Below are 24,001 nucleotides of genomic sequence, written 5' to 3'. Positions count from 1 at the left end.
CCCGCGCCGCGCCGGTCTACCCCGCCCGGAAACACAGGGGTAGACCACGCCATGCCATCTGCCAATTCCCCCCGCGCCGCATTCTGGCGCGGCGCCCGCGATGCCGCGCCCTTCACCATCGTCGTCGTGCCCTTCGGCGCGCTTTTCGGCGTGGTCGGCACCGAGGCCGGCCTCGACCTGTGGCAGGTGATGGGGTTCTCCTTTCTGGTGATCGCCGGGGCCTCGCAATTCGCCGCCCTGCAACTGATGACGGAAAACGCCCCTGCCTTTGTCGCGGTCGCCTCGGCGCTGGCCGTCAACCTGCGCATGGCGATGTATTCCGCCTCGCTCGCGCCGCATCTGGGGGCCGCACCGATCTGGAAACGCGCCCTGATCGCCTACCTGACCGTCGATCAGACCTATGCCCTTGCCGTCCAGCGCTACGAGGATGAGCCCACCGCGCCCCTTGCGGAAAAGATCGCCTTTTTCTTCGGTGCCTGCCTGCCCATCGTCCCGCTCTGGTATCTCGCCTCGCTCGGCGGGATCCTCGCCGGAAGCGCCATTCCCTCGGACTGGGGCCTCGACTTCATCGTTCCGATCACCTTCCTCGCCCTGGTCGCACCGGGGCTGCGCACCATGGCCCATGTCGCCGCCGCTCTGGCCGCCGTCATCCTCGCGCTTCTGGCCGCGGGTTTGCCCTGGAACCTCGGGCTGCTGGTCGGCGGCCTGGGCGGCATGATCGTCGGGGCCGAGGTCGAACGCCGCATGACACGCGCGGGGACCTTCCAATGACATTCAGCGACGCCGAAATCTGGATGATCATCGCCGCGCTCGGGGCGGGCACGTTCCTGATCCGGTTTTCCTTTCTCGGGCTGATCGGGGACCGCCCCCTGCCCGAATGGTTGCTGCGTCACCTGCGCTACACGCCCGTGGCCATCCTGCCCGCCCTTGTCGCGCCGCTTGTCGTCTGGCCCGAGGCCACGGGGGGCCAACCCGACCCGACGCGCCTGGGCGCGGCCGCGATCACGATCGCCGTCGGCTACATCCTGAAAAGCCCACTTTGGGCCATCGTCAGCGGCATCGTCGCCTTCCTCGGCCTCGGCGCGCTTTTCTGACCCATCTTTATCCTTAAAATATGCTCGGGGGAGCGCGAGGGGGCAGACAGCACCCTCGCACGGGTCGACGCGCGTCAGCGCGGCGAAACCCCGCTCAGACCGGCAAGGCGGTGGTCTTGAACACGGTCTTCAGGGCAAAGCTCGACTGCATCTGCGCCACGCCGGGTAGCCGCGCCAGCGATTGGCGGTGGATGCGCGCGAAATCCTCTGAATCCCGCGCCACAACCTTCAGCATGTAATCCGCCGTGCCCGCCATCAGGTGACATTCCAGGACATCGGGCACCCGCGCCACGGCCTTCTCGAAGGCATCCAGGATTTCATCCGACTGCCCCCGCAAACTGATCTCGACGAACACGGTCGTTACCCGCCCCACCGCGCGCGGGTGCAACAGGGCCACGTAATCGCGGATCACCCCGGCCGCCTCCAGCCGTTGCACCCGCCTGTGGCAGGCCGAGGGCGACAGATGCACCTTCTCGCTCAACTCCGCATGCGTCATTCGCCCGTCGCGCTGCAGAACCCGCAGAATCGAACGGTCCATATCGTCCAGCTCGGGGAATGCGCGGATTTCCTGCGCCATCACCGCCTCCATCGGTAAAATCTTGCAAATGACATGCCAGACCGGGGGCAGGTTTCAAAGCATGTGATCGCAACTTGCGGCAGGATTGGGGGGATCCAGACGGAAAGGGAGGTTTCCATGCTGATCGGTTGCCCGAAAGAGATCAAACCACAAGAGTACCGCGTCGGCCTGACGCCCGCCGCCGCGAACGAGGCCATCGCCCACGGCCATCACGTCCTGATCGAGGCGGGCGCCGGGGCAGGCGCCGGGTTCGAGGACGAGGATTACCGCGCCGTCGGGGCCGAGATCGTCGCCACGGCCGACGCCGTGTTCGACCGCGCCGAGATGATCGTCAAGGTCAAGGAGCCACAGGCCATCGAACGCCAGCGTCTGCGCGCGGGACAGGTCCTGTTCACCTACCTGCATCTGGCCCCCGACCCGGACCAGACACGCGATTTGCTGGACAGCGGCGTCACCGCCATCGCCTACGAGACCGTGACCGCGCCCACAGGCGGCCTGCCTCTGCTGGCCCCCATGTCCGAGGTTGCCGGCAAACTGGCCCCACAGATGGGGGCCTGGGCGCTGCAAAAGGCCAATGGCGGGCGCGGCGTTCTGTTGGGCGGGGTGCCAGGCGTCGCGCCCGCCCGCGTGCTGGTCATCGGCGCCGGTGTTGTCGGCACCCAGGCCGCGCGCGTCGCCGCCGGGATGGGGGCCGACGTGACGGTCCTCGACCGGTCCCTGCCACGCCTGCGTCAACTCGATGACCTGTTCCGCGGGACATTTCGCACCGGCTATGCCAGTGCCGAGGCCGTGGCCGAGGCCCTGCCGACAGTCGACATGGTCATCGGCGCGGTCCTGATCCCCGGTGCCGCCGCGCCCAAGCTGGTCAGCCGCGCGCAACTGGCCAGCATGCAGCACGGCGCGGTCATGGTGGATGTCGCCATCGATCAGGGCGGGTGTTTCGAAACCTCGCACGCCACGACGCACCAGGACCCGATCTACGAGGTGGACGGCATCATCCATTATTGCGTCGCCAACATGCCGGGCGCGGTGGCGCGGTCCGCGACCCAGGCCCTTGGCAATGCCACCATGCCCTTCCTGTTGGACATCGCCGACAAGGGCTGGCGGCAGGCCTGCGCCGACGATCTGCATCTGCTGGCGGGCCTGAACGCCCACGAGGGCAGGCTGACGAATTACGAGGTTGGCAAGGCCCTCGGGATCGACGTGACCTCGCCCAGCCTGATCGTGAAAAATTGACCTGATCGCGACGGAACCCTACGGCGGATGCGTGGGACGAATATTGCCACTCGAATCCCGCCGGAGTTTTCCCGATGTTGAACCGTCTTTCCCCGTATTGGCTTTGGGCCTTGCTCAGCCTTCCCCCGGTGCTCTGGACCTACGAGGCGATGACCTCGAGCAATGAGCGCATCATCCACATCCTCGTGCACCCGACCGGCGAATGGGCCGCGCGCCTCTTGATCGTCACGATGATGGCGACCCCGCTGATGCTGCTGTTCAAGGGCTGGCGCGGCCCGCGCTGGCTGCGCAAGAACCGCCGTTACCTTGGCGTTGCGGCCTTTGGCTATGCCGCCTTGCACACGGTGTTCTACCTGATCGACAAGGGCAGCATGACCCGCGTGCTGGGCGAGTTGGAGCGCACCGATATCTGGGCGGGCTGGATCGCCTTCCTGATCTTTGTGCCGCTGGCCATCACCTCAATGGATGCTGCGCAAAAGGTGATGGGCAAGCACTGGAAGACCCTGCAACGCACCACCTATATCGCCGCCGCCTTCACGCTGTTGCACTGGGCCGCATTGCATGACTGGGGCCATCCGGGCGCCGCGATCGTCCATTTCGCGCCTCTTATCGCGCTCGAGACCTATCGCGTCTGGTACTGGTACCTGCGTCCTCGGGGCCCACGCCTGGCGAACGCCTGAAGCCCTCGATAGAACCCGAGACAGGCCCGACGCTTTCGGCGGGCCTGTTTCTTGCACGCCAGATGCATCAGTTCGTTTTCAAGGCGTCGCGGATTTCCAACAGAACTTCCAACTCGGTCGGACCTTTCGGCGTCTCGGCCTCGGTGCCGGCATCCTCAGCCTCTTTCGCGGTCGCTTCCTTGATGCGGTTCACCATTTTCACCAGCATGAAAACGACGAAAGCCACGATCAGGAAATTGATGACCGCCATGATGAAATTGCCGATGGCAAAAACCGGCGCGCCGGCCTCCTGCGCGGCGGAAAGCGACGCATAGCTTTCGCCATCGAGCGAATAGAACCAGCCCGAAAAATCGATACCGCCGGTAAAAAGTGCGATGATCGGGTTGATGAGGTCGCCCACGAGCGAGGTGACGATCGCGGTAAAGGCCGCACCGATGATGATACCCACGGCCATGTCCATGACATTGCCGCGCGCGATGAAGTCCCTGAACTCGTTGAGCATTTGGTCGTTTCCTTGGTGCCCGTTTCCCTGGTGGCCGGACCTTCGCCCGAGCCACCCGCGACGGAGTGTAGCACCCGGCAATCGAACAGTTGCAAGAAAAACAGGGCTCAGCTGCCGGCGCGGATCATGTCGGCGGCCTTTTCCGCGATCATCACTGTCGGCGCGTTCGTGTTGCCCCCGACGATGCGCGGCATCACCGAGGCATCGACAACGCGCAGCCCGTCAACACCATTCAGCCGCAGATCGGGCGCCACGACAGCCTCGGCATCATCGCCCATCCGGCAGGTGCCGACAGGGTGATAGATCGTGTCGGCCCGCGCGCGAATATCGGCCTCGAGCGCGGCATCGCTGCCATCGTTGGGATAAAGCCGCTTGCCCCGCCACGGCGCGAGCGCCTCGGCCCCCATGATCGCCTCAAGGCGCCGGGCCGCCTTGACCATCACCGCCAGGTCGCGCGGGTCGGACAGGAATTTCGGATCGATCCGCGGGGGCGCGCCCGGCTTTGCGCTCGTCAGGCCGACCTCGCCACGCGACTGCGGGTAAAGCGCGCAGATATGCGCCGAAAAGCCATCGGCGCCGTGCAGTTTGCGCATGTGTTGATCCACGATGCCGATCACGAAATGGATCTGCAGATCGGCATGATCGAGGCCCGGATCTGATTTCAGGAAGGCCCCGCCCTCGGCCATGGGCGAGGCGAACAGCCCCTCGCCCGTTTTGCGCCATCGGAGCGCGGCCTTGCCCAACCGCCCGAACCCGCGCGGGTTGAGACCGACGACATCGCGCCGGAGCGAGCGGTACGAGATCGTGTGATCGAGATGATCCTGCAGGTTCTTTCCGACACCCTCGGACAGGTGAACCGGCGCAATGCCATGGGCGCGCAATTCCGCCTCGGGGCCGATGCCCGACAGCATCAACAGCTGCGGCGAGCCGAAGGCCCCAGCCGACAGGATCACCTCGCGACGCGCCCGGATGCGGCTGCGCCGGCCCTTGCGGCGCAGGCGGATGCCGGTGGCGCGCCCGTCCTCGACCACCAGTTTTTCCACCAGTGCCCGCGTGAGGACGGTCAGGTTCGGCCGACCCATGGCCGGGAACAGGTAGGCCGCCGCGACCGAGCAGCGTTCCCCCACCTGCGGCCCGTCATGGAACTGGGTCACGTGGTAGAGGCCCGCACCATCGGGCGCGCCGTTATTGAAATCATCACAGCGCGGGATCTGGCATTGCCCGCACGCGTCCAGAAAGGCGCGGCTGATCTTGCGCGGCGCGGATTGGGCGCGCACCTGCAACGGCCCATCACCCCCATGATGCGGCCCGGCCCCGCCCTGAAAGCGTTCGGCGCGCAGAAACAGGGGTTTGACACTGTCCCAATCCCAACCGTCGCAGCCAAGATCGGCCCAATGGTCGTAGTCCGCCGGGGTCCCTCGGACATAGAGCATCGCGTTGATGGCCGACGATCCGCCAAGGGCCTTGCCGCGCGCCTGAAACCCGCGCCGCCCGTTCAATTGCGGCTGCGGAACGGTCCGATACGCCCAGTTGTTGATGCGAGGGCGGCCCGACACCATCGTGGCCACCAAAGCGGGCGCGCGGATAAAGATGTCGCGCCCGTCGCCCCCGGCCTCGACAAGGATGACCGAGATCTTGGGGTCCTGCGACAGGCGCGCGGCCAGAACGCACCCCGCGCTGCCGCCGCCGACGATGACGTAATCCGCCTGCATGCTCGCAACACTGGCGCGCGACCGGGCTTCGGCCAAGCGGAACCCTGCGTCAGCCCGGCAGTTTGCCGGTCAGGACGTAGCGCAGAACCTCGACCACCTGCCGCGGCTCTTCAGCCACGGCCAGGGCCGCGGCATGCACCTCTTTCAGCGCATGCTGATGCTCGGGCATCGACAGTACGATCATCGGCTTGCCCAAAGCGGCGGCGTAGCCCGCGTCAAAGGCCGCGTTCCACTGCTTGTACTTCTCGCCAAAGCGCACAACGACCACATCGGCGTTCTCGATCCCGTGCCGCGTGCGGATGGCATTCACCATCGCGCCCTTGTGGTCATGCCAGTACTTGTTCGGCTCGTCGCCAAGGATCGCAACACCGCAATCATCGCTGGCGGCATGATCGGTCACCGGGCCTGAAAATGTCACATCCAGGTCCTTCGCGCCCTCGACGATCTGTTCGCGCCAATCGGTGTGGATCTCGCCCGAGAGGTATACTTTCATGTCTCGCTCCCTTTTCGCTTTCCCCTGTCGACCGGCGCGCTGGCTCAGCCGCGCAGCGTCCCGCCGGTGGCCTTGCCGACCTTTTCGACGATCTTCGCCCCGACCGCTTCGATCTCGTCCTCGGTCAGGGTGCCCCTGGTGGGCTGCATCCGCACCGTCAACGCGATGGATTTCTTGCCCTCGCCAAGGCTGCCGCCGACGAATTCGTCGAAGACGCGCACCTCTTCGATCAGGGCCTTGTCGGCCCCGGCGGCGGCATTCATAAGGTTCAGCGCCTCGACCTGGGCGTCGACGACAAAGGCGAAATCGCGTTCGACCGCCTGGTATTCCGGCATGACCGCCGCACCCCGGCTGGCGCCCTGCGATTTCGGCATCGGCACCTCGGCGGGGAAGAGGGTAAAAGCCATCGCGGGGCCCTTCACGTCCATCGCCGACAGCACGCGCGGATGCACTTCGCCAAAGATGCCCAGCACCTTTTTCGGGCCCAGACAGATCACACCATGCCGGCCGGGATGCCACCAATCGGGCCCGCCGCGTAGGATCTGCGCCTTGGCGGGCGCGCCGATGGCCGACAGCACGGCCTCGGCGTCGGCCTTGACGTCGAACAGGTCGATCGGGCGACGCGCGCCATGCGGATCACGCGGGCCGGTATGCCCCACCAACAGGCCGGTGGCCTGCAGATGCTGCTCACCCGGCTCGCCGCCCTGGAAGGCATGTCCGACCTCGAACAGGGCCAGATCCATCATGCCGCGCGCCTGGTTGCGGGCCGCGGCCTGCAACAGACCCGGCAGCAGATGCGGGCGCATATGGCTCATTTCCGAACTGATCGGGTTCTCAAGCATGACGTCATCGGTGCCGCCGCCAAACAGCGCGGCCGAGGCACGGTCGATGAAGCTGTAGGTGACGCATTCGTTGTAGCCCAATGCCGCACAGGTCCGCCGCGCCGCGCGTTCGCGCAGTTGCATCGGCGTCAGGACCGGGGCGGGCACGCCCGGCTTGGTCCTGCGCATCGGCTTGGGCTCAAGCTTGGTCAGCGAGGCGACGCGCGCGACCTCTTCCACAAGATCGGCCTCCCCCTGTACGTCGCGACGCCAGGACGGCACCCAAACCTCGAGCACATCGCCCGTGCCCGTTGCCGAAAAGCCCAGATCGGTCAGGATGCGCGCCTGCTCTTGCTTGGGGATCTCCATCCCGACAAGGCTGATGACGCGCGCGGTATCGAGCGGGTAGCTGCGCGCGGTTTTCAGCGCGGCGCCGGCCTCGACCACCTCGGACGGCGCACCGCCACACAGGTCGAGGATCATGCGCGTCGCGGCCTCAAGTCCCGGCAGCGTGTAATCTGGGTCAACGCCGCGCTCGAACCGATAGCGCGCGTCGGAGTGGATTTTCAGATCACGTCCCGTATAGGCGATCTGGATCGGGTCCCAATAGGCGGATTCGAGGAACACGTTCACAGTGTCTTCGGTGCAGCCCGACTCTTCGCCGCCCATGATGCCGGCGATGCTTTCTGGGCCATCCTCGCCCGATATGATGATCTGCCCCTTGGCGAAGGTATAGGTCCGCTCGTCCAGGGCCAGCAGCTCCTCGCCACCCTCGGCGCGGTGCACCCGGACGTCGCCCTTGACCTTGTCCGCGTCGAACACGTGCAGCGGGCGGTTCATGTCATAGGTGAAGAAATTGGTGATATCGACCAAGGCCGAGATCGGGCGCAGACCGATGGCGCGCAGACGATCCTGCAACCATGCGGGCGACGGGCCGTTCTTGACGCCCCGGATCAGGCGGCCGGTGAAATGCGGCGCGCCGTCCAGCGTGTCGTCGTCGATGGTCACGCCGATGGGGCACGGAAACGCCCCCGGCAACGGGTCGACCGAATAGGGCTTCAGCTTGCCGATCCCCCGCGCGGCCAGGTCGCGGGCGATACCGCGCACGCCCAGCGCGTCCTGCCGGTTCGGGGTGATCGCGATCTCGATCACCGGGTCGACCTTGGCCGGATCATTGGCGGCCAGCCAGTCGACGAAGCGCTCGCCCACCTCGCCCGAGGGCAGTTCGATAATGCCGGAATGCTCGTCGCTCAGTTCCAGCTCACGTTCCGAGGCCATCATGCCGTGGCTTTCGACGCCACGGATCTTGCCCACCGACAGGGTGACATCGATCCCCGGCACATAGTCGCCCGGCTTGGCCAGCACGACGGTAATCCCCGCACGCGCATTGGGGGCCCCGCAAACGATCTGCTTGTCGCCCTCGTCGGTCTCGACCACGCAGACGCGCAGGCGGTCTGCATCGGGGTGCTGCTCGGCCGAAACGACCTTGGCGAGCGTGAAGGACGACAACCGCGCACCGCGATCCTCGACGCCCTCGACCTCAAGGCCCAGATCGGTCAGCGCCTCGGCGATCTCATCGACCGACGCCTCGGTTTCGAGGTGATCCTTCAACCACGACAGCGTGAATTTCATTGGCCGCAACCCCTTCGCAAGTCCGGCCCCGCGCTTAGCGCAGACAGGCCCGGATTGGAAGGCTGCCGCGCCTGGATGGGTCGGGATTCCCGCCATTTCGCGTTTGCAGGTCGCAGTGTATCTGAAGGGTCATGATCAAACGGCCCTGCGGGGGCGAGGCCGACACGCGAAAGGACGATCCAGATGCGCCGTTTCATGGCCCTTGCCGCGCTTGCCTGCGGGCTTGCTGCCCCTGTTGCCGCCACTGCCGAACGGGTGGCGATCCAATCCTGGCAGAACCGCGAATATGCCTGTTTCGATGGCGGCTATCTTGCCGCCAGTTGCCCCGGCAACCGCGCCCATGTCTTCGAGATCGAACGCCTTGGCGGAAACGAAGTGGCGTTCCGCGATCCGGCCTCGGGGCGGTATCTAAGGGCGGGCGTCACGGAAAACGCGCTGATGGCCCTGGGCGGGGATCGCATCGGTGGGTGGGAGCGTTTCGAGATGACCCAGACGGGCGGCACGTTCCACCTCCGATCGGTGCAGAACGGCCAATATGTGCGCGCCGGGATCGGGCAGCAGACGCTGTTCGGGGCCGTCTCGCCCCATGCGCGCGGTTGGGAAGAGTTCCGCATTTTCCCGGTCGGCACCCCGTCGGAGGTTTCCTTGGAAAACGACCACGAAACACCCGTCCTTTTCGCCGGCGCCTGGGTGCTGGACCGCGTGCTCGATGCCTCGGGGCAGGATGTCCGCTTCAACGACCGCATGGCCCGCATGCGCCCGGTCGAGATCGACGCGCAGGGGCGGCTGCATTTCACCTTCGGCTGCAACCAGATCAACGGCCAACTGCTGCAACGCGGCGACCGGATCGGCGTCGCCGGCGGCGGGGTCATGACCACGCGCATGGCCTGCCCCGGCCCCGAGATGGAGCTTGAGCGCATCGTCTCGGCGAGCTTTGCCAGCGCCGCGCATTTCGCGATCAACGGCAACCGGTGGAGCCTTCGCGACGCCAATCACCAACTGCGGCTGGAATTCGTCCGCCAGTAAAGGCGTCATTCCTCGTCGCGGACGATATCGGGCACGCCCAGTTTCGCGGTCAACCGCTCCATCTCGCGCTGGACGAGGCTGATATTGCTGTCGCGCACGGTGGGCAAGAGGGCGCGGGCGCGGCGCACCTCGGCATAGTCGAGTTTCGCCGCGATCACCTCTTCGCCCTCGCCCGCCTGCGCCAGAACGCGGCCGAACGGGTCGAGGATGCGCGAGCCGCCCCAGAAGGTTAGATCTTCCTCGACGCCGCAGCGGTTCACCATGATCGACGGCGCGCCGTACATCATGGAATAGAACTTCATCGTCGTGGCCCAACTGTCGGGGTTGTCGAACTCGTCCCCCACGGCCTCGCGCCCCGAAGAAATCGGCGCGGTCAGCAGGGTCGCCCCGTGCAGAAAAGACAGGTGCACCAGCGCGGGATTATACAGATCGGCACAGATCAGCAGCCCCATGCGCCAATCGCCCGGCATCGGGTGCGTGTCGACGAAGCGGCCCAGCGCGTAATACTTCGTCTCGATCAAGCGGCCATAACTGGGCAGGTTCAGCTTGCGGTGGATATAGACCAGCTTGCCGTTCTTCAGCACCGCGGCCGCGTTGTAGAACTGCGCGGCGGGGCCTTCCTCGATGAAGCCGACCACGACCTCCATCTCGCCCGCCGCCTTCGACAGGTCGAGCAGCCGTGTATCGTCGCGGTGCATCGCCACGTTCAGCAGGTTTTCAGCGCCGTAATGGCCCGCCAGCGACAGCTCGGGGAAGACAAGGCAGTCGATCCCGAGATTTTTCGCCTGCCGGATCAGCCTGTGATGGGTGGCGAGGTTCGTGTCGAGATCCCCGATGGCCGAGGCCATCTGCGCCGCGCCGAGATTCAGATAGCGTGTCATGGAAGCCCCCTATGCCATTTCCCCGCGCCCCGTGCCGAAAACCGGCGCTTGGGTCAAGCTTGGCTGTCGTCGGGCGGGGTGTCGCGGTTCCTGACGCGGATCGAGGTCAGCCAGCGATCCACCAGAAAGACCGGCGCAAGGATGATCGTCCAGGTCAGCGTGTTCAGCAGCGTCCAGGTCAGTTTTTGCCCCGTAGGCATGTCGGAGCGCCACAGGAACACATGCGCGATCACGATCAATGTGACGAGGGCGAGAACGATCCAGGTGGAGCGGCGGAGCTTCGGCATGGGGAACAGATGGCGCGTGTCAGCGCGATGGCAAGGTAGGGCGGGACTTGTCCCGCCTCTCCCGGCGCGGCGGGACAAGTCCCGCCCTACGCAATGCGGCGGCCGGGCGCGTGATGCCCGTGGCGGTGAGGGCCGAAGCAAAAAGGCTCCGCTGGGGCCTTTCAGGCCCGAACGGGCGGAGCCCCGGACAGGCGCTCGCCCGGCGCCTTCGGCGCTATTCGGGCATGCAAGGAAACTCGGTTGCCAGCGCAATTATTGCTACATCGATAGGGTCTTCGCCCCATGATCGGGGTGAGTTCCTTAGCCAGTTAACATACGCCTGAACCGCCGCTTCGACGGATGGAGGTTGTCCAGCAACGAACTCGGGCGCGAAACCTCTACCAATCGAGTTACAATTGTAGGCCAATACCTGACCGACACCGCGCATAATGGATGCGCACTGGGTTGCTGAGTTGACACGGTTGAAAAACTGAGGCGTTGGATCGACCGCTAAATCGCCTCCGGAAAGACTTAGGAACGCTTCGCAGCCGCCCAGTAAATCTCTAGCAGTTTGCATACTGTTGGTCTGTCCGAATGCTACGCTCGTAGCGAACAGGAAACCAAAACAAATCGCGCTTAGCCCTTTCACCCCTCACACCCCGCTATGCACCGCCGGCACCTGCAACGCGCTGAACCCATAATGCCGCAGCCAGCGCAGGTCTGAATCAAAGAATGCCCGCAAATCGGGAATCCCGTATTTCAGCATCGCGATGCGGTCGATCCCCATGCCGAAGGCAAAGCCCTGCCACTGGCCCGGGTCCACGCCCGCTGCCTGTAGCACCTTGGGGTGCACCATGCCGCTGCCCAGCACTTCCAGCCAGTCGTCACCCTCGCCCACTTTCACGGTGCCGCCTTCGAAGGAGCACTGGATATCGACCTCGGCGGAGGGTTCGGTGAAGGGGAAATGCGAGGCGCGGAAGCGGGTTTTGACCTTGGTGCCGAAATAGGCGGTGAAGAATTCCTCCAACACCCATTTCAGGTTCGCCATGGATAGGTCACGGTCGATGGCCAGCCCCTCGACCTGGTGGAACATGGGCGTGTGCGTCTGGTCGTAATCGGCGCGATAGACGCGGCCCGGGGCGATCACGCGGCAGGGCGCGCCATGCGCCTCCATATGGCGGATCTGCACGGGGCTGGTGTGGGTGCGCAGCACGTGGGGCGGGCGGCCATCCCCCTCGGCGCGGTGGGTATAGAACGTGTCCATCTCCGCGCGGGCGGGATGGTGGCCGGGGATGTTCAGCGCGTCGAAATTGTACCAGTCGGTCTCGATCTGCGGGCCCTCGGCCACCGAGAAGCCCATATCGGCGAAAATCGCCGTGACCTCTTCGGTCACTTGGCTGACGGGGTGGATGGTGCCGGCGCGGCGGTGGCGCGCGGGCAGGGTCACGTCGAGCCACTCGGCCTGCAGGCGGGCATCCAGCGCGGCATCGGCCAGCGCCTGTTTCTTGGCGGCCAGCGCGCTGTTCACCTCGTCCTTCAGGGCGTTCAGCGCGGGGCCGGCGGTCTGGCGTTCCTCGGGCGTCATCTTGCCCAGCTCGCGCATCTTGAGGCTGATCTCGCCCTTCTTGCCGATGGCCGCCACGCGGATTTCTTCCAGCGCGGCCTCGTCGCCCGCCTTACCGATCCGCTCCAGCCAGGTGGCGCGCAAGCTGTCCAAACCGTCCATCGAAGCCATCTCCGCCCAAGAAAAAATCCGCGCCCTCACCTAGCAGAGAGGGGGCGGATTGCAAGGCGGCCGCGCAGCCGACGACCGGGCGGGGGGAGGCCCGGCGACGCCGATGCCGTCAGGTGCCGTCCTTGCCGGCAAAGGCCGATTTGCGGCCCCGCACCTCGAGCGCGCGGCGCGACAGCGTCACCTTGCCGTTCTGCGCGTAGATCGTGGTCGGTGGGTCGGCCTTGTGCCGTTTCTCGGCCACGGTGATCGAGTCGTAGAACCGCACACCCTGCAACTCCTTCGCGATCTCGTCGAAGGGAAACATCGCGTCCTGATCGGTGTACCAGCTATGCATCCGGTCCACGAGGCGCTTGGCGTATTCGATCCAGCTTGCCTCGTTACGATAACCGCCACCAAATCCGGGCCAGTACGAGCTATGGCAATCCTCGACCACGTAGATACCGCGATCGCTGACATGGGGCCAAAGCGCCTCGAAGCTGGCGATCTGGTGGGCGCAGACATGGCTGCCGTCATCAAGGATCACGTCGAAGGGCCCGTGTTTCGCCGCCAGATCGGCCAGAAAGCCCGGATCGGCCTGGTTGCCGATCTCGACACTGGTTCCGTCCTCGGCGTGCCGGGCACAATCGGGGTCGATATCGACGAAGGTCAGGCGCGATCCGTCGGCAAAGAACCCTTTCCACATCGGGATCGAGCCGCCCTTGAACACGCCGATTTCCAGAAACGAGATCGGGTGCTGGCGAAACCGGGTCATCTCGCGCTCGTAGACCTCGAAATAATGCACCCATTTCGAGAGCAGCCGATCATCGGTGCGCTTGAGATAATCGGAAAAATAGCTCATCGGCCCTGCCCGCAAAGAAAAACCCCCGCCAGACTGTCGCCCGGCAGGGGTTGAAACTCAAGCGATCCGAGGTCGGATCAGAGCGCGGCCTTGGCCTGATCCACGATGGCGCCGAATGCCTCGGGCTCGTGCACGGCCAGATCGGCCAGAACCTTGCGGTCGACCTCGATACCGGCCAGCGCCAGACCGTTGATGAAACGCGAATAGGTCAGGCTTTCATCATGGGCGCGCACGGCGGCGTTGATGCGCTGGATCCAGAGCGACCGGAACTGACGCTTGCGGGCCTTGCGATCGCGCGTGGCGTACTGGTTGGCCTTGTCGACGGCCTGGGTCGCCGTGCGGAAGTTGCGCGACCGGGCGCCATAGTAACCTTTGGCCTGGTCGATAACCTTCTTGTGGCGGCGATGGGTGACGGTTCCACCTTTGGTGCGGGACATTTCAGCGCCTCCTCAGCGGTCGTAGGGCATGTAGGACTTGACGATCTTCGCATCGGGTTCGGACAGGGTCGTCGTCCCGCGTGCGTTGCGGATGAACTTGTTCGTCCGCTTGATCATCCCGTGCCGTTTGCCGGCCTGAGCAGCGACCACCTTGCCGGTGCCCGTCACCTTGAAGCGCTTCTTGGCGCTCGATTTCGTCTTCATCTTCGGCATTTCCGTCTCCTTGTCTCGAAGCGGTTCGGGCGCGACTCGGCATGCCGTATCAAGGCCGGCCGCACCGTTGGAGCGCGTCGCATACCGCCAAACCCCGCCGCTGGCAAGCCTCAGTTCAGGATGCGCGCCGCGACCAGGACGAAGGCGTCGGGAATGTCCCAGAAATCCAACCCATCCGGCAGGGCCATGTGGACATAAACGAACAGGCCGATCCCGATGCCAAGGCTGATCAGCGCCGCGACCGGCCAGGTGCGGTTGACCCAGCCCGACAGAACCGACGCAAAGGCCATGCCCGAGACGATGGTGGCGATGACCAGCAGGATGTCGGCGGGCACGGCGGGCAGTGTCAATCGCGGGTCACTCCGGATCGGTGGCGTAAATCAGGCGTTCGGCACAAGGTGCCACGCGCAGGATGTTGGTGGAACCCTGCACGTTGAAGGGGACGCCCGCGACCACGATGATCTGGTCCTCTTCGCCGGCGAACCCGCCCGAGCGCGCGGCCCGCGCGGCCGAAACCACCGCCCCCTTGAAGCGCGTCAAGGCGTCGGTCATGAAACAGCTCGTCCCCCAATGCAGGCACATGCGCCGCGCCACACCGACAAGGGGGGTCAGCGCGATGATCGGCACGCGCGGGCGTTCGCGCGCCACCAGCGCGGCGGTGGTGCCAGACTGGGTGAAGCAACAGATCGCCTTGATATCGACGGTTTCGGCGATCTCGCGTGCCGCGGCGACGATGGCATCGGCGGTCGAACTGCGGTCGACGGCGCGCGAGGCCACCATGATGTCACGAAAAAATCGGATCGCCTTCGACCTCGAGCGCCACGTTATGCATGGTGGCGACGGCTTCGACCGGGTAATTGCCGGCCGCTGACTCGGCCGACAGCATGACCGCATCGGCCCCCTCGTAGAGTGCGGTGGCCACGTCCGAGACCTCGGCGCGGGTGGGCATCGGGCTTTCGATCATCGACTCGAGCATCTGGGTCGCCACGATCACGGGCTTGGCCGCGGCCCGGCATTGCCGCACCAGACGCTTCTGGATCGGGGGCACGGCATGCACAGGCAGTTCCACGCCCAGATCGCCGCGCGCCACCATGATCCCGTCCGAGGCCGCGAGGATTTCGTCAAACGATTTCACCGCGGCCGGTTTCTCGATCTTCGACAGGATCGCTGCACGCCCACGGGTCAGGCTGCGCGCCTCGTCCACATCGGCGGCGCGCTGAACGAAACTCAGCGCCAGCCAATCCACCCCCAGGCTGCACACGAACTCCAGATCGTCGCGGTCCTTGTCCGAGAGCGCGGCCAGGGGCAGAACCACGTCGGGAACATTCACACCCTTGCGGTTCGAGATCGGCCCGCCCGACATCACCGTGCAATCGGCGAAATCCGCCCCGCAGGCATCGACGCGCAAACGCACCTTGCCATCGTTGACCAGCAATCGCGCGCCGGGCTCAAGCGCTTCGAAGATTTCCCGGTGCGGCAACTGCACGCGGGTCGCATCGCCCGGCGTGGCGTCAAGGTCGAAGCGGAAGGCCGCGCCATCCTGCAGCTCGTGCCCCTCGTCATTCGCGAACGTGCCGCAGCGCAGCTTGGGCCCCTGCAGATCGGCGAGGATCGCAATCGGACGGCCGGTGTCCTTTTCGACCTGACGGATCGCGGCATGCCGCGCGCGGATCTCGTCATGGCTGCCATGGCTCATGTTGAGGCGGAACACGTTGGCCCCTGCCTCGAACAGGGCCCGGATCATGTCATACCCATCCGAGGCCGGCCCGAGGGTCGCGACGATCTTGACGTTTCTTCCGGTGTTCATGGGCCTGATGCCCCCCTTGGTGCTCGTTATTCTCGACCCTCACAGGGCTATGTTTGCGCTCACATCCGCGCCTTGCGCCTCTCTTGGCGCAAAAGAGGCCGCAGGACAAGCTGGCAGCCTTGGCGCCCTCTGGCGCTTTTGTCCGCCACGTTCTAAGTGCCCAAGGCGAATGACGCGAGGATGACAGACAGGTGACCGCCCCGTTTCATATCGAAGGCAGCGACCGGGACAGCCGCTGGGTCGTGACCTGCGACCATGCTTCGAATCGCGTCCCGCCCGAGGTGGCAAACGGCGATCTGGGCCTGCCGCCCGAGGACATGGCCCGACACATCGCCTATGATGTCGGCGCGGCGGGTGTGGCGCGCAGCCTGGCTGCAGCGCTGAACGCCCCGGTGATCCTGTCGGATTTCTCGCGCCTGGTGATCGACCCCAACCGGGGCGAGGACGATCCGACCCTGCTGATGAAGATCTATGACGGGTCGATCATTCCCGCGAACCGGCACGCCGAAGCCGCCGAGATCGAACGGCGGCTGGACCTGTTTCATCGACCCTACCATCGCGCGCTCGAGGGGCTGCTTGCGGCGCGCACGGACCCGGTGATCGTGTCGATCCATTCCTTCACGCGACAACTGCGCGGGCACGCAGCACGCCCGTGGCATGTGGGTGTCCTTTATGCCGGGGATACGCGCCTGGCCCTGCCGCTCTTGGCGCGGCTGAACGACGATCCCGACCTGTGCGTCGGCGACAACGCGCCCTATTCCGGGCATCTGCCCAACGACGCGCTGGACCGTCACGGCGTGCAACCGGGCCGGCCGCATGTACTGATCGAGCTGCGCAACGACCTGATCGCGCAAGAGGCCGATCAGGTGGCTTGGGGCGCAAGGCTGGCCCCCATGCTTGACGCCGCGTTGAAGATTTCCGAGGTCTGAATCCAAAGGGAGGACACGCGACATGGACGACAAGACGAGAACCGAGCTGGAAGCCGCCGCCTTTCGCCGGCTGCTGCAACACCTCGATGAACGGAAGGACGTGCAGAATATCGACCTGATGACCCTGTCGGGGTTCTGTCGAAACTGCCTGAGCCGCTGGTATCAGGAAGCCGCTGTCGAGCGCGGCATCGACATGGGCAAGGAAGAAGCCCGCGAGGTGGTCTATGGCGAGCCCTACACGGAGTGGAAAGCCAAGTACCAGACCGAGGCGAGCGCCGAGCAGAAAGCCGCCTTTGCGAAATCGCACCCGGATCACTGAGCGCCACCCTTGGGGGCGCTGCCCCCCAAACCCCCGGAGGTTTTCTGCCAAGCTGAGCAGGGCCGGGCGCGAGCGGGTCGGGCGATGGGCCGGCCGGTTCAGGCTGCCTTTGCGCTGGCTTCAGCGCGCAAAAAGGCCGGTTTGTCCGGCTGGCTGAGCTCGGGCGCGTGGCGGTAGCCGCCAAGGTCGAACTCGACAATCCCGGCAGGATCGGTCAGGCGGCGTTCGGTGATGAACCGGGCCATCGCGCCGCGCGCCTTTTTCGCATAGAAGCTGACGATCTTGGGACCGCCGGGCTTGTCTTCGAGAAAGACCGGAGTGATGACCTTGAGCGTCAGGGCCGCACGGTCGGCGGCCGTGAAGTATTCGACCGAGGCGCAATTTATCAGCGTGTCGGTGCCCAGCGCCCTGGCCTGTGCATTAAGCGCCTCGGCAATGCGGTCGCCCCACCAATCATAGAGCGTCTTGCCGCGCGGCGTGGCCAGCCGCGTTCCCATTTCCAGACGGTAGGGGCGCATCGCGTCGAGCGGACGCAGCACCCCGTAAAGCCCCGAGAGAATGCGCAAACGATCCTGGGCAAAGCGCAGATCGTCGGCGTCGAGGCTGGTCGCCTCCAGTCCGGCATAGGTGTCGCCCGCAAAGGCCAGCGCCGCGGGGCGCAGATCTTCAGGCTCTTCGGAATAGCGCGCAAAGCGTTCAGCGTTCAGCTTGGCCAGATCCTCGGAAATGCTCATCAGCTTTTGCAACTCGCCAACCGAAAGGCCGCGCGCGACATCAGCCAGGTCATCGGCCTGATCCTGGAAGACAGGCGTGGTCATTTCAGCTTTGCGGGGCGCCCAATCGAGACGTTTCGCAGGGGAAATGACGGTCAGCATGGGCGATCCTCCGAGGCGGTCTTGGGGTGATTCTGGGGGGATGTAAGGCGGCGGTGCGGGGTTATCCAGCCTCGCGCAGCACATCGAGAAAGGCATCGGCGTAGCGCTCGGCACGACGTTCGCCCAACAGACGCTCGACCGTGGACCTGTCGCTGGGGCGCAGATCGGCCAGTTTCGCCAATTGCGCCGGCGAACAGGACAGTGGCTTGTCGAGGCCCGTATCGCCACGCGCCAGATCGGTCTGCACGGCCAGCAGCCGATCATAGAGGGATCCGGCCGCGCGCCCTGCCAGCTTGCGCCGGGCGGGGTGCAGGGGGGCTGCGGCCTCGCCGGTGATGACGCCCAGAAACGCATCCCCGTAGCGCTCCAGCTTGGTCGCGCCGACGCCCGAGATCCGCGCCACGTCGTCCAGCGTCTGCGGGCGTGTCTCGGCCATTTCGATCAAGGTGCGGTCGGTAAATATGACATAGGCCGGAACGCGCGCCGCCTCGGCCAGGGCGCGGCGCTTGGCCTTGAGCGCGGACAAGAGCGGCGCGTCCTCGTCGGAGACCAGCATCCGGGCGGCGGGGCGGCGGCTGGCGGATTTCGCGATGGTGTCGCGGCGCAGCGTGATCTCGGCCTCGCCCTTGAGGATCGGGCGCGCCGCCTCGGTCATGCGCAGCGCGCCGTGCCGTGCCGGATCGGGGCGCACCAGATCATGACCCATCATCTGGCGAAACACGGCCTGCCATCCCCGCCGGTTGAAATCCGTGCCCACGCCGAAGGTCGGCAAACGATCATGGCCACGGGCCTGCACCTTGTCGGTGGGGTTTCCCAGCAGAATGTCGATCAGGTGGCCGGTGCCGAAATACTCGCCCGTCCGCAGAATGGCGCTGAGCGCCTTGCGCACGGCGGTCGTGGCATCGAAGGTCTCGGGCGCTTGGGTGCACAGATCGCAGTTGCCGCAGGGCTGCGCCTCTTCGCCGAAATACCCCAGCAGCTTCTGACGGCGGCAGGTGATCGCCTCGGCCAGACCCAGAAGGGCGTTCAGGCGCGCGTGATCGGCGGCCTTGCGTTCCGGCGGGGCCAGGCCCTCGTCGATCTGCTGGCGGCGAAACCGGATATCGTCGGGCCCATAGAGCGTGAGCGTATCGGCCGGTGCGCCATCGCGGCCGGCGCGCCCGATCTCCTGGTAGTAGGCTTCGATGCTTTTGGGCAGATCGGCCTGCGCCACCCAGCGAATATCGGGCTTGTCCACCCCCATGCCGAAGGCGACGGTGGCGACCACGATCAGCCCGTCCTCGGTCGCGAAGCGGTGTTCCACATGGCGACGGTCCTGTGCCTCCATCCCGCCGTGATAGTGACAGGCCGAATGCCCCGCCTCGCGCAATGCGGCCGCCAACGCCTCGGTCTTGGCGCGGGTGCCGCAATAGACGATGCCGGACTGGCCCTTGCGGGCGGCGGCATAGCTGAGGATTTGCTGACGCGGCTGGTTCTTGACCTCGAAGGCCAGCGACAGGTTCGGGCGGTCAAAGCCGCGCAGAAAGGTTTCGGGCGGCGCACCGTCGAACAGGCGATTGACGATTTCGGCCCGCGTTTCAGCGTCGGCGGTGGCGGTAAAGGCGGCCAGCGGCACGCCCAGCGCCCGCCGCAGCGCCCCGATGCGCAGGTAGTCGGGGCGGAAATCATGGCCCCACTGGCTGACGCAATGGGCCTCGTCCACGGCGATCAGTGACACCCCCGCGCGGGTCAGCAGACGTTCGGCCCCCGACGAGGCAAGCCGCTCGGGCGCGATATAGAGAAGCTTCAGCCGCCCCTCATCAAGGGCTTGCCACACGGCATCGGTTTCTTCCGGTGTGTTGCCCGAGGTCAGCGCGCCGGCCTCGACCCCCAGTTCGCGCAAGCCGCGCACCTGATCGCGCATCAGCGCAATGAGGGGCGAAATGACCACGGTGACGCCCGTCCGCATCAGCGCGGGCAACTGAAAGCACAAGGATTTGCCGCCCCCCGTCGGCATGATGGCCAACACGTTATGGCCCGCGGCGACGGCGCCGACGATCTCTTCCTGGCCGGGGCGGAACCCCGGAAAGCCAAAGACCTGCGAGAGGAGGGCGGATGCGTCTGGGCGGGTCTCCAGCATGGATGTGCGGGGGCCTGTGTTTTTTTGGGGTCTGCTCGATTGCCGATAAGCGTCCCATATTGCGGTTTGGTTAACAAGCCCTGCCAGATGTGGTGCGCTGTTCGCTGTGTCGCATCTCGACAAATTCCCCTTAAGTTGGAAAACGTCTTTGGCTAAGACGTGATGCGAAAAATCCTGATATGGGAGGGTTGGCACGCATGCTGCCCCGTCTTACCGCCTTGATCCTTGCTTCGGCGCTTGCAGGCGTGCTGCCTTTGGCCGGACCCGTCGCCGCGCAGGACGCAGACCCCGAGGTTACCCTGCGGTTCCAGCATTTCGTCTCGCCGCTCTCGGCGAACCCCAGCCATTTCATGGAGCCTTGGGCGCAGGCGATCGAGGATCAGTCGGGCGGCCGCATCGCGGTCGAGATCTACCCGTTCATGCAATTGGGAGGCGCCGCCCCCAGCCAGTATGACCTGATCCGCGACGGGGCGATCGATGGTGGCTGGGTGATTCCCGGCTATCAGCCGGGCCGGTTCCCCGAGGCCGAGGCGCTGGAGCTGCCCTTCATGGTGACGAAATCCGGCGAAGAGGCCAGCCGTGCCGCCTGGCGCTTCACGCAGGAATACCTGATGGACGATTTCGCCGATGTGCACCTGATCGCGGCGCATATGCACGGGCGCGGCCTGATGCATGTGAACGGCCCCGCCATCGAGGACATCGCGGATCTTGACGGGCTGCGCCTGCGCGGGCCCTCGCGGCCGGCGACGCTATTGCTGGAGCGCCTTGGGGCGACGCCGGTGGGCATGCCCGTGCCCGCCTTCCCCGAGGCGCTGGCGCGCGGAGTTGTGGATGGCGGCGTGATCACGTGGGAGATGTCGCCGTCGCTGCGGCTGGACGAACTGGTGCAAAGCCATACCGACGTGGCCGGCGACCGGTCGCTCTACAACCTCTATTTCATCTGGGCTATGAACCGCGACGTCTACGAGGGGCTGCCCGAGGACCTGCGCGCGGTGATCGACGCCAATTCCGGCATGATGGCCAGCGCATGGGCCGGGCGCGCCCATGATATCGGCGATGCCGAAGGCCGCGCCGCGATGGAAGCGGCCGGCAACGAGATCGCGACTTTGTCCGAAGACGTGACCGCCCAGGATCCGCGCCCTCGGCGAAGAGGTGACGCAGGCCTGGATCGAAGAGGTCACGGCACGGGGCCTCGCGGGGCGGCGCTGGTCGACTCGGTTCGCCGCTACGTTGCAGAGGAAACCGGCACCGGCACGGTGCCCCTGGCGGAATAGTCCACTTTACGAGTGTTTTCGTAACGAGTGGGAAGGCCGTTCCTTTTGGGACGGCCTTCTTTATTTCGGCGCTGGTTCCACACGCGCGGCGGGAAGACCGAGCATGGCGGCAATCTCGGCCATATCCCGAATGATCCGCGCCCCCTGCGCCGACAGACGCGCCCCGTCACCCGTGGGCGCATAGCCAAGACAGGGCATGTTGGCGCGGCGGGCGGCCTCGGCCCCCGTAGCGCTGTCCTCGACCACAATGCAGCGCTCTGGCGCGACGCCACACGCGCGGGCCGCATGCTGGAACAGCGCCGGGTCCGGCTTGGCGGTGCCAAGCGTATGGGCCGAATACCGGCGCCCCTCAAAACGCGGTGCCAACCCGGTCGCGCCCAGCGTGATCGCCATCTTTTCCTCGCTGCCGTTGGACGCCACGCAATAGGGCAGACCGGCGGCGTCGAGCCTGTCGAGCAGCGCCGAAATACCCGGGATCGGGTCCACCCCCTCGCGCAGCCTGGCGTAGGTTTCGGCATAGATCCGGTCGACCCAGTCATCGGGCAGATCGGCCCCGAGGTCGCGGGCCTTGGCCCCCACCCCGGCCATCGTGCCGCCGACGAACAGGCCCATCGCCTGGTCCAGCGTCAGCGTCAGGCCGTGACGCGCGAGGTTGTCCACCAGCACCCGGTTGGACAGCGGCTCGCTATCGACCAGCACGCCGTCACAGTCGAAAATGACAAGATCGGGCGTCATGCGGTGCCCTCCGCGCGCAGCAGGGTCAGGGTGGTGCCGCCATAGCTGCGCTGATCGATCTGGCTCAGGCCCGCGGGCGGCAGGGGCGGGGCGTTTTCCTCCCACACGATCATGGCCCCCGGCGCGATCCAGCCACCGGCCAGCGCGCTGCGCACTGCAAGATCCCCAAGGCCCTGCGAGTAAGGCGGATCGAGAAAAACCAGATCGAAGGGCTTGCCCCGGTTCTCGCCAAGCGTCGTCGCATCGCGTCGAAACACCTTGGTCGTGCCCTGCGCGGCGCAAAGCCCGATATTTTCGCGCAGCAGTGCGCGGGCCGCCCCGCCATCATCGACAAAGGTGACATGGGCGGCACCACGGCTGAGCGCCTCGAGCCCCAGCGCCCCGGTGCCCGCGAACAGATCCAGCACGCGCGCGCCGGTCACCGGGTCGGCGTGCCTGCCGTTCATCAGCAGGTTGAACAGGCTTTCGCGCACACGGTCGGTGGTGGGGCGCAGGTGCGCGCCCGCGTCTCCCGCGCCAAGCTCGGCCAGTTTCTTGCCACGCCAACGCCCGGCCACGATCCGCATGGCGCTCAGCCTTTCAGCAACGGTTTCAGATCGGCCGCGGCGTCCGCGATGATCGCCGGATCGGGCGATTTGCCCGCCTCGATCAGACGCTTGCCGATCATGTAGCCGCGCGCATCGTTCATCGCATCGACGGCCAAGAGCCTCTCGCCCGCGTAATACCAATGCGACCGCGCCCCGTCCCCATCGCGCACCACAACACGGTCGTAGCCCCGGTTCAGGCCCGCGATCTGGAGTTTCACGTCATACTGGTCGGACCAGAACCACGGCTTCGGGTCATACGCCTCGCCCGCGCCGAGAATGTTCTTGGCCACCACCTCGGCCTGGTCGATGGCGTTCTGCACCGATTCCAGCCGGATACGGTCGCCGCGAAACGGCAGCGAGGCGCAATCCCCTGCGGCCCAGATCGCCGGATCGCTGGTGCGGCCCTGCACGTCGGTGGCGATGCCGTTGTCGATCTCGACGCCCGCCACCTCGGCCAATGTGGTCGCCGGTGTGATCCCGATGCCGACAATCACCAGATCCACCGGCACCTGGGTGCCGTCGCCAAGGATGGCGCCGGTGACGTGATCCTCGCCCACCAGACGCTCCAGCCCCACGCCCTCGCGGATCGTCACATCGTGGCGCGTATGAAGGTCGCGGAACCAATCACTGGTCTCGGGGGCGGCCACGCGTTGCAGGATGCGCTCGGCCATTTCGATCAGCGTGACCTCCATCCCCTTCTTGCGGCAGACGGCGGCGGCCTCCAGCCCGATATAACCGCCCCCCACGATCAGGGCGCGGCGGCCATCGACCACTTCTGGGGCCATCTCGTCCACATCGCGCAAGGTGCGCACGACATGCACGCCCGGCAATTCGCCCCCGATGGCGGCGGGCAGGCGGCGCGGCACCGACCCCGTGGCCAGCACCAACGCGTCGTAATCCAGCGGATGCCCCGCCGCGATCACCTTTCGGTCGGCGCGGTCGATGGCATCGACGCGGGTGTCCAGCATCAGGTCGATCCCGTTTTCGGCGTAATAGCTTTCCGGACGCAGGAACAGCCGCTCGAGGGCCATCTCGCCCAGCAGATAGGCCTTGGACAGCGGCGGGCGCTGGTAGGGCGGCACATGTTCCTCGCCGATCAGGGTGACCTGTCCCGCGAACCCCTCGGATCGCAGTTTGGCCACGCAGGCCGCCCCGGCCTGCCCGGCCCCCACGACAACGATCTTTTCCATGGTCCCTGCCCCTTTGCGACTGG

At 65.9% G+C, this 24,001-nt stretch carries 25 protein-coding genes and 1 pseudogene; 8 read left to right on the top strand and 18 right to left on the bottom strand.

Annotated features, from left to right (window positions below; all coding sequences use genetic code 11):
* Nucleotides 1–51: 51 nt before the first annotated feature.
* Complete coding sequence (locus tag ROSELON_RS06790; RefSeq protein ID WP_025311669.1) at nt 52–771, top strand: AzlC family ABC transporter permease; 720 nt, start codon at nt 52–54, stop codon at nt 769–771.
* Complete coding sequence (locus ROSELON_RS06785; RefSeq protein ID WP_025311668.1) at nt 768–1,094, top strand: AzlD domain-containing protein; 327 nt, start codon at nt 768–770, stop codon at nt 1,092–1,094. Before ROSELON_RS06790 ends, ROSELON_RS06785 begins: the two co-directional genes overlap by 4 nt.
* Nucleotides 1,095–1,188: 94 nt before the next feature.
* Here ROSELON_RS06785 and ROSELON_RS06780 read toward each other — a convergent pair whose 3' ends face one another.
* Nucleotides 1,189–1,671: an Lrp/AsnC family transcriptional regulator gene (locus ROSELON_RS06780; protein WP_038651119.1), complete on the bottom strand. Its 483-nt coding sequence runs from the start codon at nt 1,669–1,671 to the stop codon at nt 1,189–1,191.
* Nucleotides 1,672–1,788: 117 nt separating this feature from the next.
* Here ROSELON_RS06780 and ald point away from each other — a divergent pair, with 117 nt between their 5' ends.
* A complete protein-coding gene (gene ald, locus ROSELON_RS06775; protein WP_025311666.1) occupies nt 1,789–2,907 on the top strand; it encodes an alanine dehydrogenase in 1,119 nt (372 codons plus the stop codon).
* Nucleotides 2,908–2,981: 74 nt separating this feature from the next.
* Nucleotides 2,982–3,587 (top strand): protein-methionine-sulfoxide reductase heme-binding subunit MsrQ, encoded by a 606-nt coding sequence (locus ROSELON_RS06770; protein WP_025311665.1) that lies wholly within the window; start codon nt 2,982–2,984, stop codon nt 3,585–3,587.
* A gap of 67 nt (nt 3,588–3,654) precedes the next feature.
* Here the strand turns inward: ROSELON_RS06770 and mscL are convergent, their stop codons facing one another.
* From mscL to pheT, 4 genes are all read right to left on the bottom strand, one after another.
* Complete coding sequence (mscL, locus tag ROSELON_RS06765) at nt 3,655–4,089, bottom strand: large conductance mechanosensitive channel protein MscL (RefSeq protein ID WP_025311664.1); 435 nt, start codon at nt 4,087–4,089, stop codon at nt 3,655–3,657.
* A gap of 107 nt (nt 4,090–4,196) precedes the next feature.
* A complete protein-coding gene (locus ROSELON_RS06760; protein ID WP_025311663.1) occupies nt 4,197–5,801 on the bottom strand; it encodes a GMC family oxidoreductase in 1,605 nt (534 codons plus the stop codon).
* Nucleotides 5,802–5,850: 49 nt separating this feature from the next.
* Nucleotides 5,851–6,294, bottom strand: a complete 444-nt coding sequence (locus ROSELON_RS06755; protein WP_025311662.1) for a YtoQ family protein — start codon at nt 6,292–6,294, stop codon at nt 5,851–5,853.
* Between the two features lie 44 nt (nt 6,295–6,338).
* Nucleotides 6,339–8,747 carry a phenylalanine--tRNA ligase subunit beta gene (gene pheT / locus ROSELON_RS06750; protein WP_025311661.1) on the bottom strand — a complete coding sequence of 803 codons (2,409 nt, stop codon included), beginning with the start codon at nt 8,745–8,747 and terminating at the stop codon, nt 6,339–6,341.
* Nucleotides 8,748–8,930: 183 nt separating this feature from the next.
* Here pheT and ROSELON_RS06745 point away from each other — a divergent pair, with 183 nt between their 5' ends.
* Entirely contained in the window at nt 8,931–9,773 is an 843-nt protein-coding gene (locus ROSELON_RS06745; RefSeq protein ID WP_025311660.1) for an META domain-containing protein, read from the top strand.
* 5 nt (nt 9,774–9,778) lie between these two features.
* On the opposite strand, the gene ROSELON_RS06740 is transcribed toward ROSELON_RS06745, so the two are convergent.
* The 8 genes and pseudogenes from ROSELON_RS06740 to pyk all read right to left on the bottom strand — a co-directional run bounded on the left by ROSELON_RS06740 (nt 9,779) and on the right by pyk (nt 15,950).
* Nucleotides 9,779–10,654, bottom strand: a complete 876-nt coding sequence (locus tag ROSELON_RS06740; protein ID WP_025311659.1) for a nitrilase-related carbon-nitrogen hydrolase — start codon at nt 10,652–10,654, stop codon at nt 9,779–9,781.
* 53 nt (nt 10,655–10,707) lie between these two features.
* Nucleotides 10,708–10,941 (bottom strand): hypothetical protein, encoded by a 234-nt coding sequence (locus ROSELON_RS06735; protein ID WP_025311658.1) that lies wholly within the window; start codon nt 10,939–10,941, stop codon nt 10,708–10,710.
* A 631-nt stretch (nt 10,942–11,572) separates the two neighbouring features.
* Nucleotides 11,573–12,637 (bottom strand): phenylalanine--tRNA ligase subunit alpha, encoded by a 1,065-nt coding sequence (pheS, locus tag ROSELON_RS06730; RefSeq protein ID WP_025311657.1) that lies wholly within the window; start codon nt 12,635–12,637, stop codon nt 11,573–11,575.
* Nucleotides 12,638–12,764: 127 nt separating this feature from the next.
* Nucleotides 12,765–13,493 (bottom strand): class I SAM-dependent methyltransferase, encoded by a 729-nt coding sequence (locus ROSELON_RS06725; protein ID WP_025311656.1) that lies wholly within the window; start codon nt 13,491–13,493, stop codon nt 12,765–12,767.
* Nucleotides 13,494–13,570: 77 nt separating this feature from the next.
* The gene (rplT, locus tag ROSELON_RS06720; protein ID WP_025311655.1) at nt 13,571–13,930 is read right to left on the bottom strand and encodes a 50S ribosomal protein L20; all 360 of its coding nucleotides are present in this window, start codon (nt 13,928–13,930) and stop codon (nt 13,571–13,573) included.
* A 12-nt stretch (nt 13,931–13,942) separates the two neighbouring features.
* A complete protein-coding gene (gene rpmI / locus ROSELON_RS06715) occupies nt 13,943–14,143 on the bottom strand; it encodes a 50S ribosomal protein L35 (RefSeq protein ID WP_025311654.1) in 201 nt (66 codons plus the stop codon).
* A 110-nt stretch (nt 14,144–14,253) separates the two neighbouring features.
* Complete coding sequence (locus ROSELON_RS06710; RefSeq protein ID WP_025311653.1) at nt 14,254–14,493, bottom strand: hypothetical protein; 240 nt, start codon at nt 14,491–14,493, stop codon at nt 14,254–14,256.
* Nucleotides 14,494–14,500: 7 nt separating this feature from the next.
* Nucleotides 14,501–15,950 (bottom strand): annotated as a pseudogene (gene pyk / locus ROSELON_RS06705) (pyruvate kinase).
* 191 nt (nt 15,951–16,141) lie between these two features.
* On the opposite strand from pyk, the gene ROSELON_RS06700 reads away from it, so the two are divergent.
* Both ROSELON_RS06700 and ROSELON_RS06695 read left to right on the top strand, forming a co-directional pair.
* Complete coding sequence (locus ROSELON_RS06700) at nt 16,142–16,879, top strand: N-formylglutamate amidohydrolase (protein ID WP_025311652.1); 738 nt, start codon at nt 16,142–16,144, stop codon at nt 16,877–16,879.
* A gap of 22 nt (nt 16,880–16,901) precedes the next feature.
* Complete coding sequence (locus tag ROSELON_RS06695; protein WP_025311651.1) at nt 16,902–17,198, top strand: DUF1244 domain-containing protein; 297 nt, start codon at nt 16,902–16,904, stop codon at nt 17,196–17,198.
* Between the two features lie 98 nt (nt 17,199–17,296).
* Here ROSELON_RS06695 and yaaA read toward each other — a convergent pair whose 3' ends face one another.
* Both yaaA and recQ read right to left on the bottom strand, forming a co-directional pair.
* Nucleotides 17,297–18,073 carry a peroxide stress protein YaaA gene (gene yaaA / locus ROSELON_RS06690; RefSeq protein ID WP_025311650.1) on the bottom strand — a complete coding sequence of 259 codons (777 nt, stop codon included), beginning with the start codon at nt 18,071–18,073 and terminating at the stop codon, nt 17,297–17,299.
* A gap of 61 nt (nt 18,074–18,134) precedes the next feature.
* Nucleotides 18,135–20,192: a DNA helicase RecQ gene (gene recQ / locus ROSELON_RS06685; RefSeq protein WP_025311649.1), complete on the bottom strand. Its 2,058-nt coding sequence runs from the start codon at nt 20,190–20,192 to the stop codon at nt 18,135–18,137.
* Nucleotides 20,193–20,389: 197 nt separating this feature from the next.
* Between recQ and ROSELON_RS06680 the strand changes: the two genes are divergently transcribed.
* The gene (locus ROSELON_RS06680) at nt 20,390–21,466 is read left to right on the top strand and encodes a TRAP transporter substrate-binding protein (protein WP_198020818.1); all 1,077 of its coding nucleotides are present in this window, start codon (nt 20,390–20,392) and stop codon (nt 21,464–21,466) included.
* A 60-nt stretch (nt 21,467–21,526) separates the two neighbouring features.
* On the opposite strand, the gene ROSELON_RS06675 is transcribed toward ROSELON_RS06680, so the two are convergent.
* Genes ROSELON_RS06675 through ROSELON_RS06665 form a run of 3 tightly spaced genes read right to left on the bottom strand, consistent with a single transcriptional unit; the run spans nt 21,527 to nt 23,978 of the window.
* A complete protein-coding gene (locus ROSELON_RS06675; protein WP_025311648.1) occupies nt 21,527–22,201 on the bottom strand; it encodes an HAD family hydrolase in 675 nt (224 codons plus the stop codon).
* A complete protein-coding gene (rsmD, locus tag ROSELON_RS06670; protein WP_025311647.1) occupies nt 22,198–22,767 on the bottom strand; it encodes a 16S rRNA (guanine(966)-N(2))-methyltransferase RsmD in 570 nt (189 codons plus the stop codon). The genes ROSELON_RS06675 and rsmD overlap by 4 nt, the downstream gene beginning before the upstream one ends.
* 5 nt (nt 22,768–22,772) lie before the next feature.
* Nucleotides 22,773–23,978, bottom strand: coding sequence for an NAD(P)/FAD-dependent oxidoreductase (locus tag ROSELON_RS06665; RefSeq protein ID WP_025311646.1), 1,206 nt, complete (start codon nt 23,976–23,978; stop codon nt 22,773–22,775).
* Nucleotides 23,979–24,001 lie beyond the last annotated feature (23 nt).

The sequence above is a fragment of the Roseibacterium elongatum DSM 19469 genome, from assembly GCF_000590925.1.
GTDB lineage: Bacteria > Pseudomonadota > Alphaproteobacteria > Rhodobacterales > Rhodobacteraceae > Roseibacterium > Roseibacterium elongatum.
Note: the sequence above shows the minus strand (reverse complement) of the source record. Positions and strands in the feature narration are given on the sequence as shown.

Coding starts and splice junctions, on each gene's coding strand:
- ROSELON_RS06790 (WP_025311669.1), top strand. CDS start 52: ATGCCATCTGCCAATTCCCCCCGCGCCGCATTCTGGCGCGGCGCCCGC.
- ROSELON_RS06785 (WP_025311668.1), top strand. CDS start 768: ATGACATTCAGCGACGCCGAAATCTGGATGATCATCGCCGCGCTCGGG.
- ROSELON_RS06780 (WP_038651119.1), bottom strand. CDS start 1,671: ATGGCGCAGGAAATCCGCGCATTCCCCGAGCTGGACGATATGGACCGT.
- ald (WP_025311666.1), top strand. CDS start 1,789: ATGCTGATCGGTTGCCCGAAAGAGATCAAACCACAAGAGTACCGCGTC.
- ROSELON_RS06770 (WP_025311665.1), top strand. CDS start 2,982: ATGTTGAACCGTCTTTCCCCGTATTGGCTTTGGGCCTTGCTCAGCCTT.
- mscL (WP_025311664.1), bottom strand. CDS start 4,089: ATGCTCAACGAGTTCAGGGACTTCATCGCGCGCGGCAATGTCATGGAC.
- ROSELON_RS06760 (WP_025311663.1), bottom strand. CDS start 5,801: ATGCAGGCGGATTACGTCATCGTCGGCGGCGGCAGCGCGGGGTGCGTT.
- ROSELON_RS06755 (WP_025311662.1), bottom strand. CDS start 6,294: ATGAAAGTATACCTCTCGGGCGAGATCCACACCGATTGGCGCGAACAG.
- pheT (WP_025311661.1), bottom strand. CDS start 8,747: ATGAAATTCACGCTGTCGTGGTTGAAGGATCACCTCGAAACCGAGGCG.
- ROSELON_RS06745 (WP_025311660.1), top strand. CDS start 8,931: ATGCGCCGTTTCATGGCCCTTGCCGCGCTTGCCTGCGGGCTTGCTGCC.
- ROSELON_RS06740 (WP_025311659.1), bottom strand. CDS start 10,654: ATGACACGCTATCTGAATCTCGGCGCGGCGCAGATGGCCTCGGCCATC.
- ROSELON_RS06735 (WP_025311658.1), bottom strand. CDS start 10,941: ATGCCGAAGCTCCGCCGCTCCACCTGGATCGTTCTCGCCCTCGTCACA.
- ROSELON_RS06725 (WP_025311656.1), bottom strand. CDS start 13,493: ATGAGCTATTTTTCCGATTATCTCAAGCGCACCGATGATCGGCTGCTC.
- rplT (WP_025311655.1), bottom strand. CDS start 13,930: ATGTCCCGCACCAAAGGTGGAACCGTCACCCATCGCCGCCACAAGAAG.
- rpmI (WP_025311654.1), bottom strand. CDS start 14,143: ATGCCGAAGATGAAGACGAAATCGAGCGCCAAGAAGCGCTTCAAGGTG.
- ROSELON_RS06695 (WP_025311651.1), top strand. CDS start 16,902: ATGGACGACAAGACGAGAACCGAGCTGGAAGCCGCCGCCTTTCGCCGG.
- yaaA (WP_025311650.1), bottom strand. CDS start 18,073: ATGCTGACCGTCATTTCCCCTGCGAAACGTCTCGATTGGGCGCCCCGC.
- recQ (WP_025311649.1), bottom strand. CDS start 20,192: ATGCTGGAGACCCGCCCAGACGCATCCGCCCTCCTCTCGCAGGTCTTT.
- ROSELON_RS06680 (WP_198020818.1), top strand. CDS start 20,390: ATGCTGCCCCGTCTTACCGCCTTGATCCTTGCTTCGGCGCTTGCAGGC.
- ROSELON_RS06675 (WP_025311648.1), bottom strand. CDS start 22,201: ATGACGCCCGATCTTGTCATTTTCGACTGTGACGGCGTGCTGGTCGAT.
- rsmD (WP_025311647.1), bottom strand. CDS start 22,767: ATGCGGATCGTGGCCGGGCGTTGGCGTGGCAAGAAACTGGCCGAGCTT.
- ROSELON_RS06665 (WP_025311646.1), bottom strand. CDS start 23,978: ATGGAAAAGATCGTTGTCGTGGGGGCCGGGCAGGCCGGGGCGGCCTGC.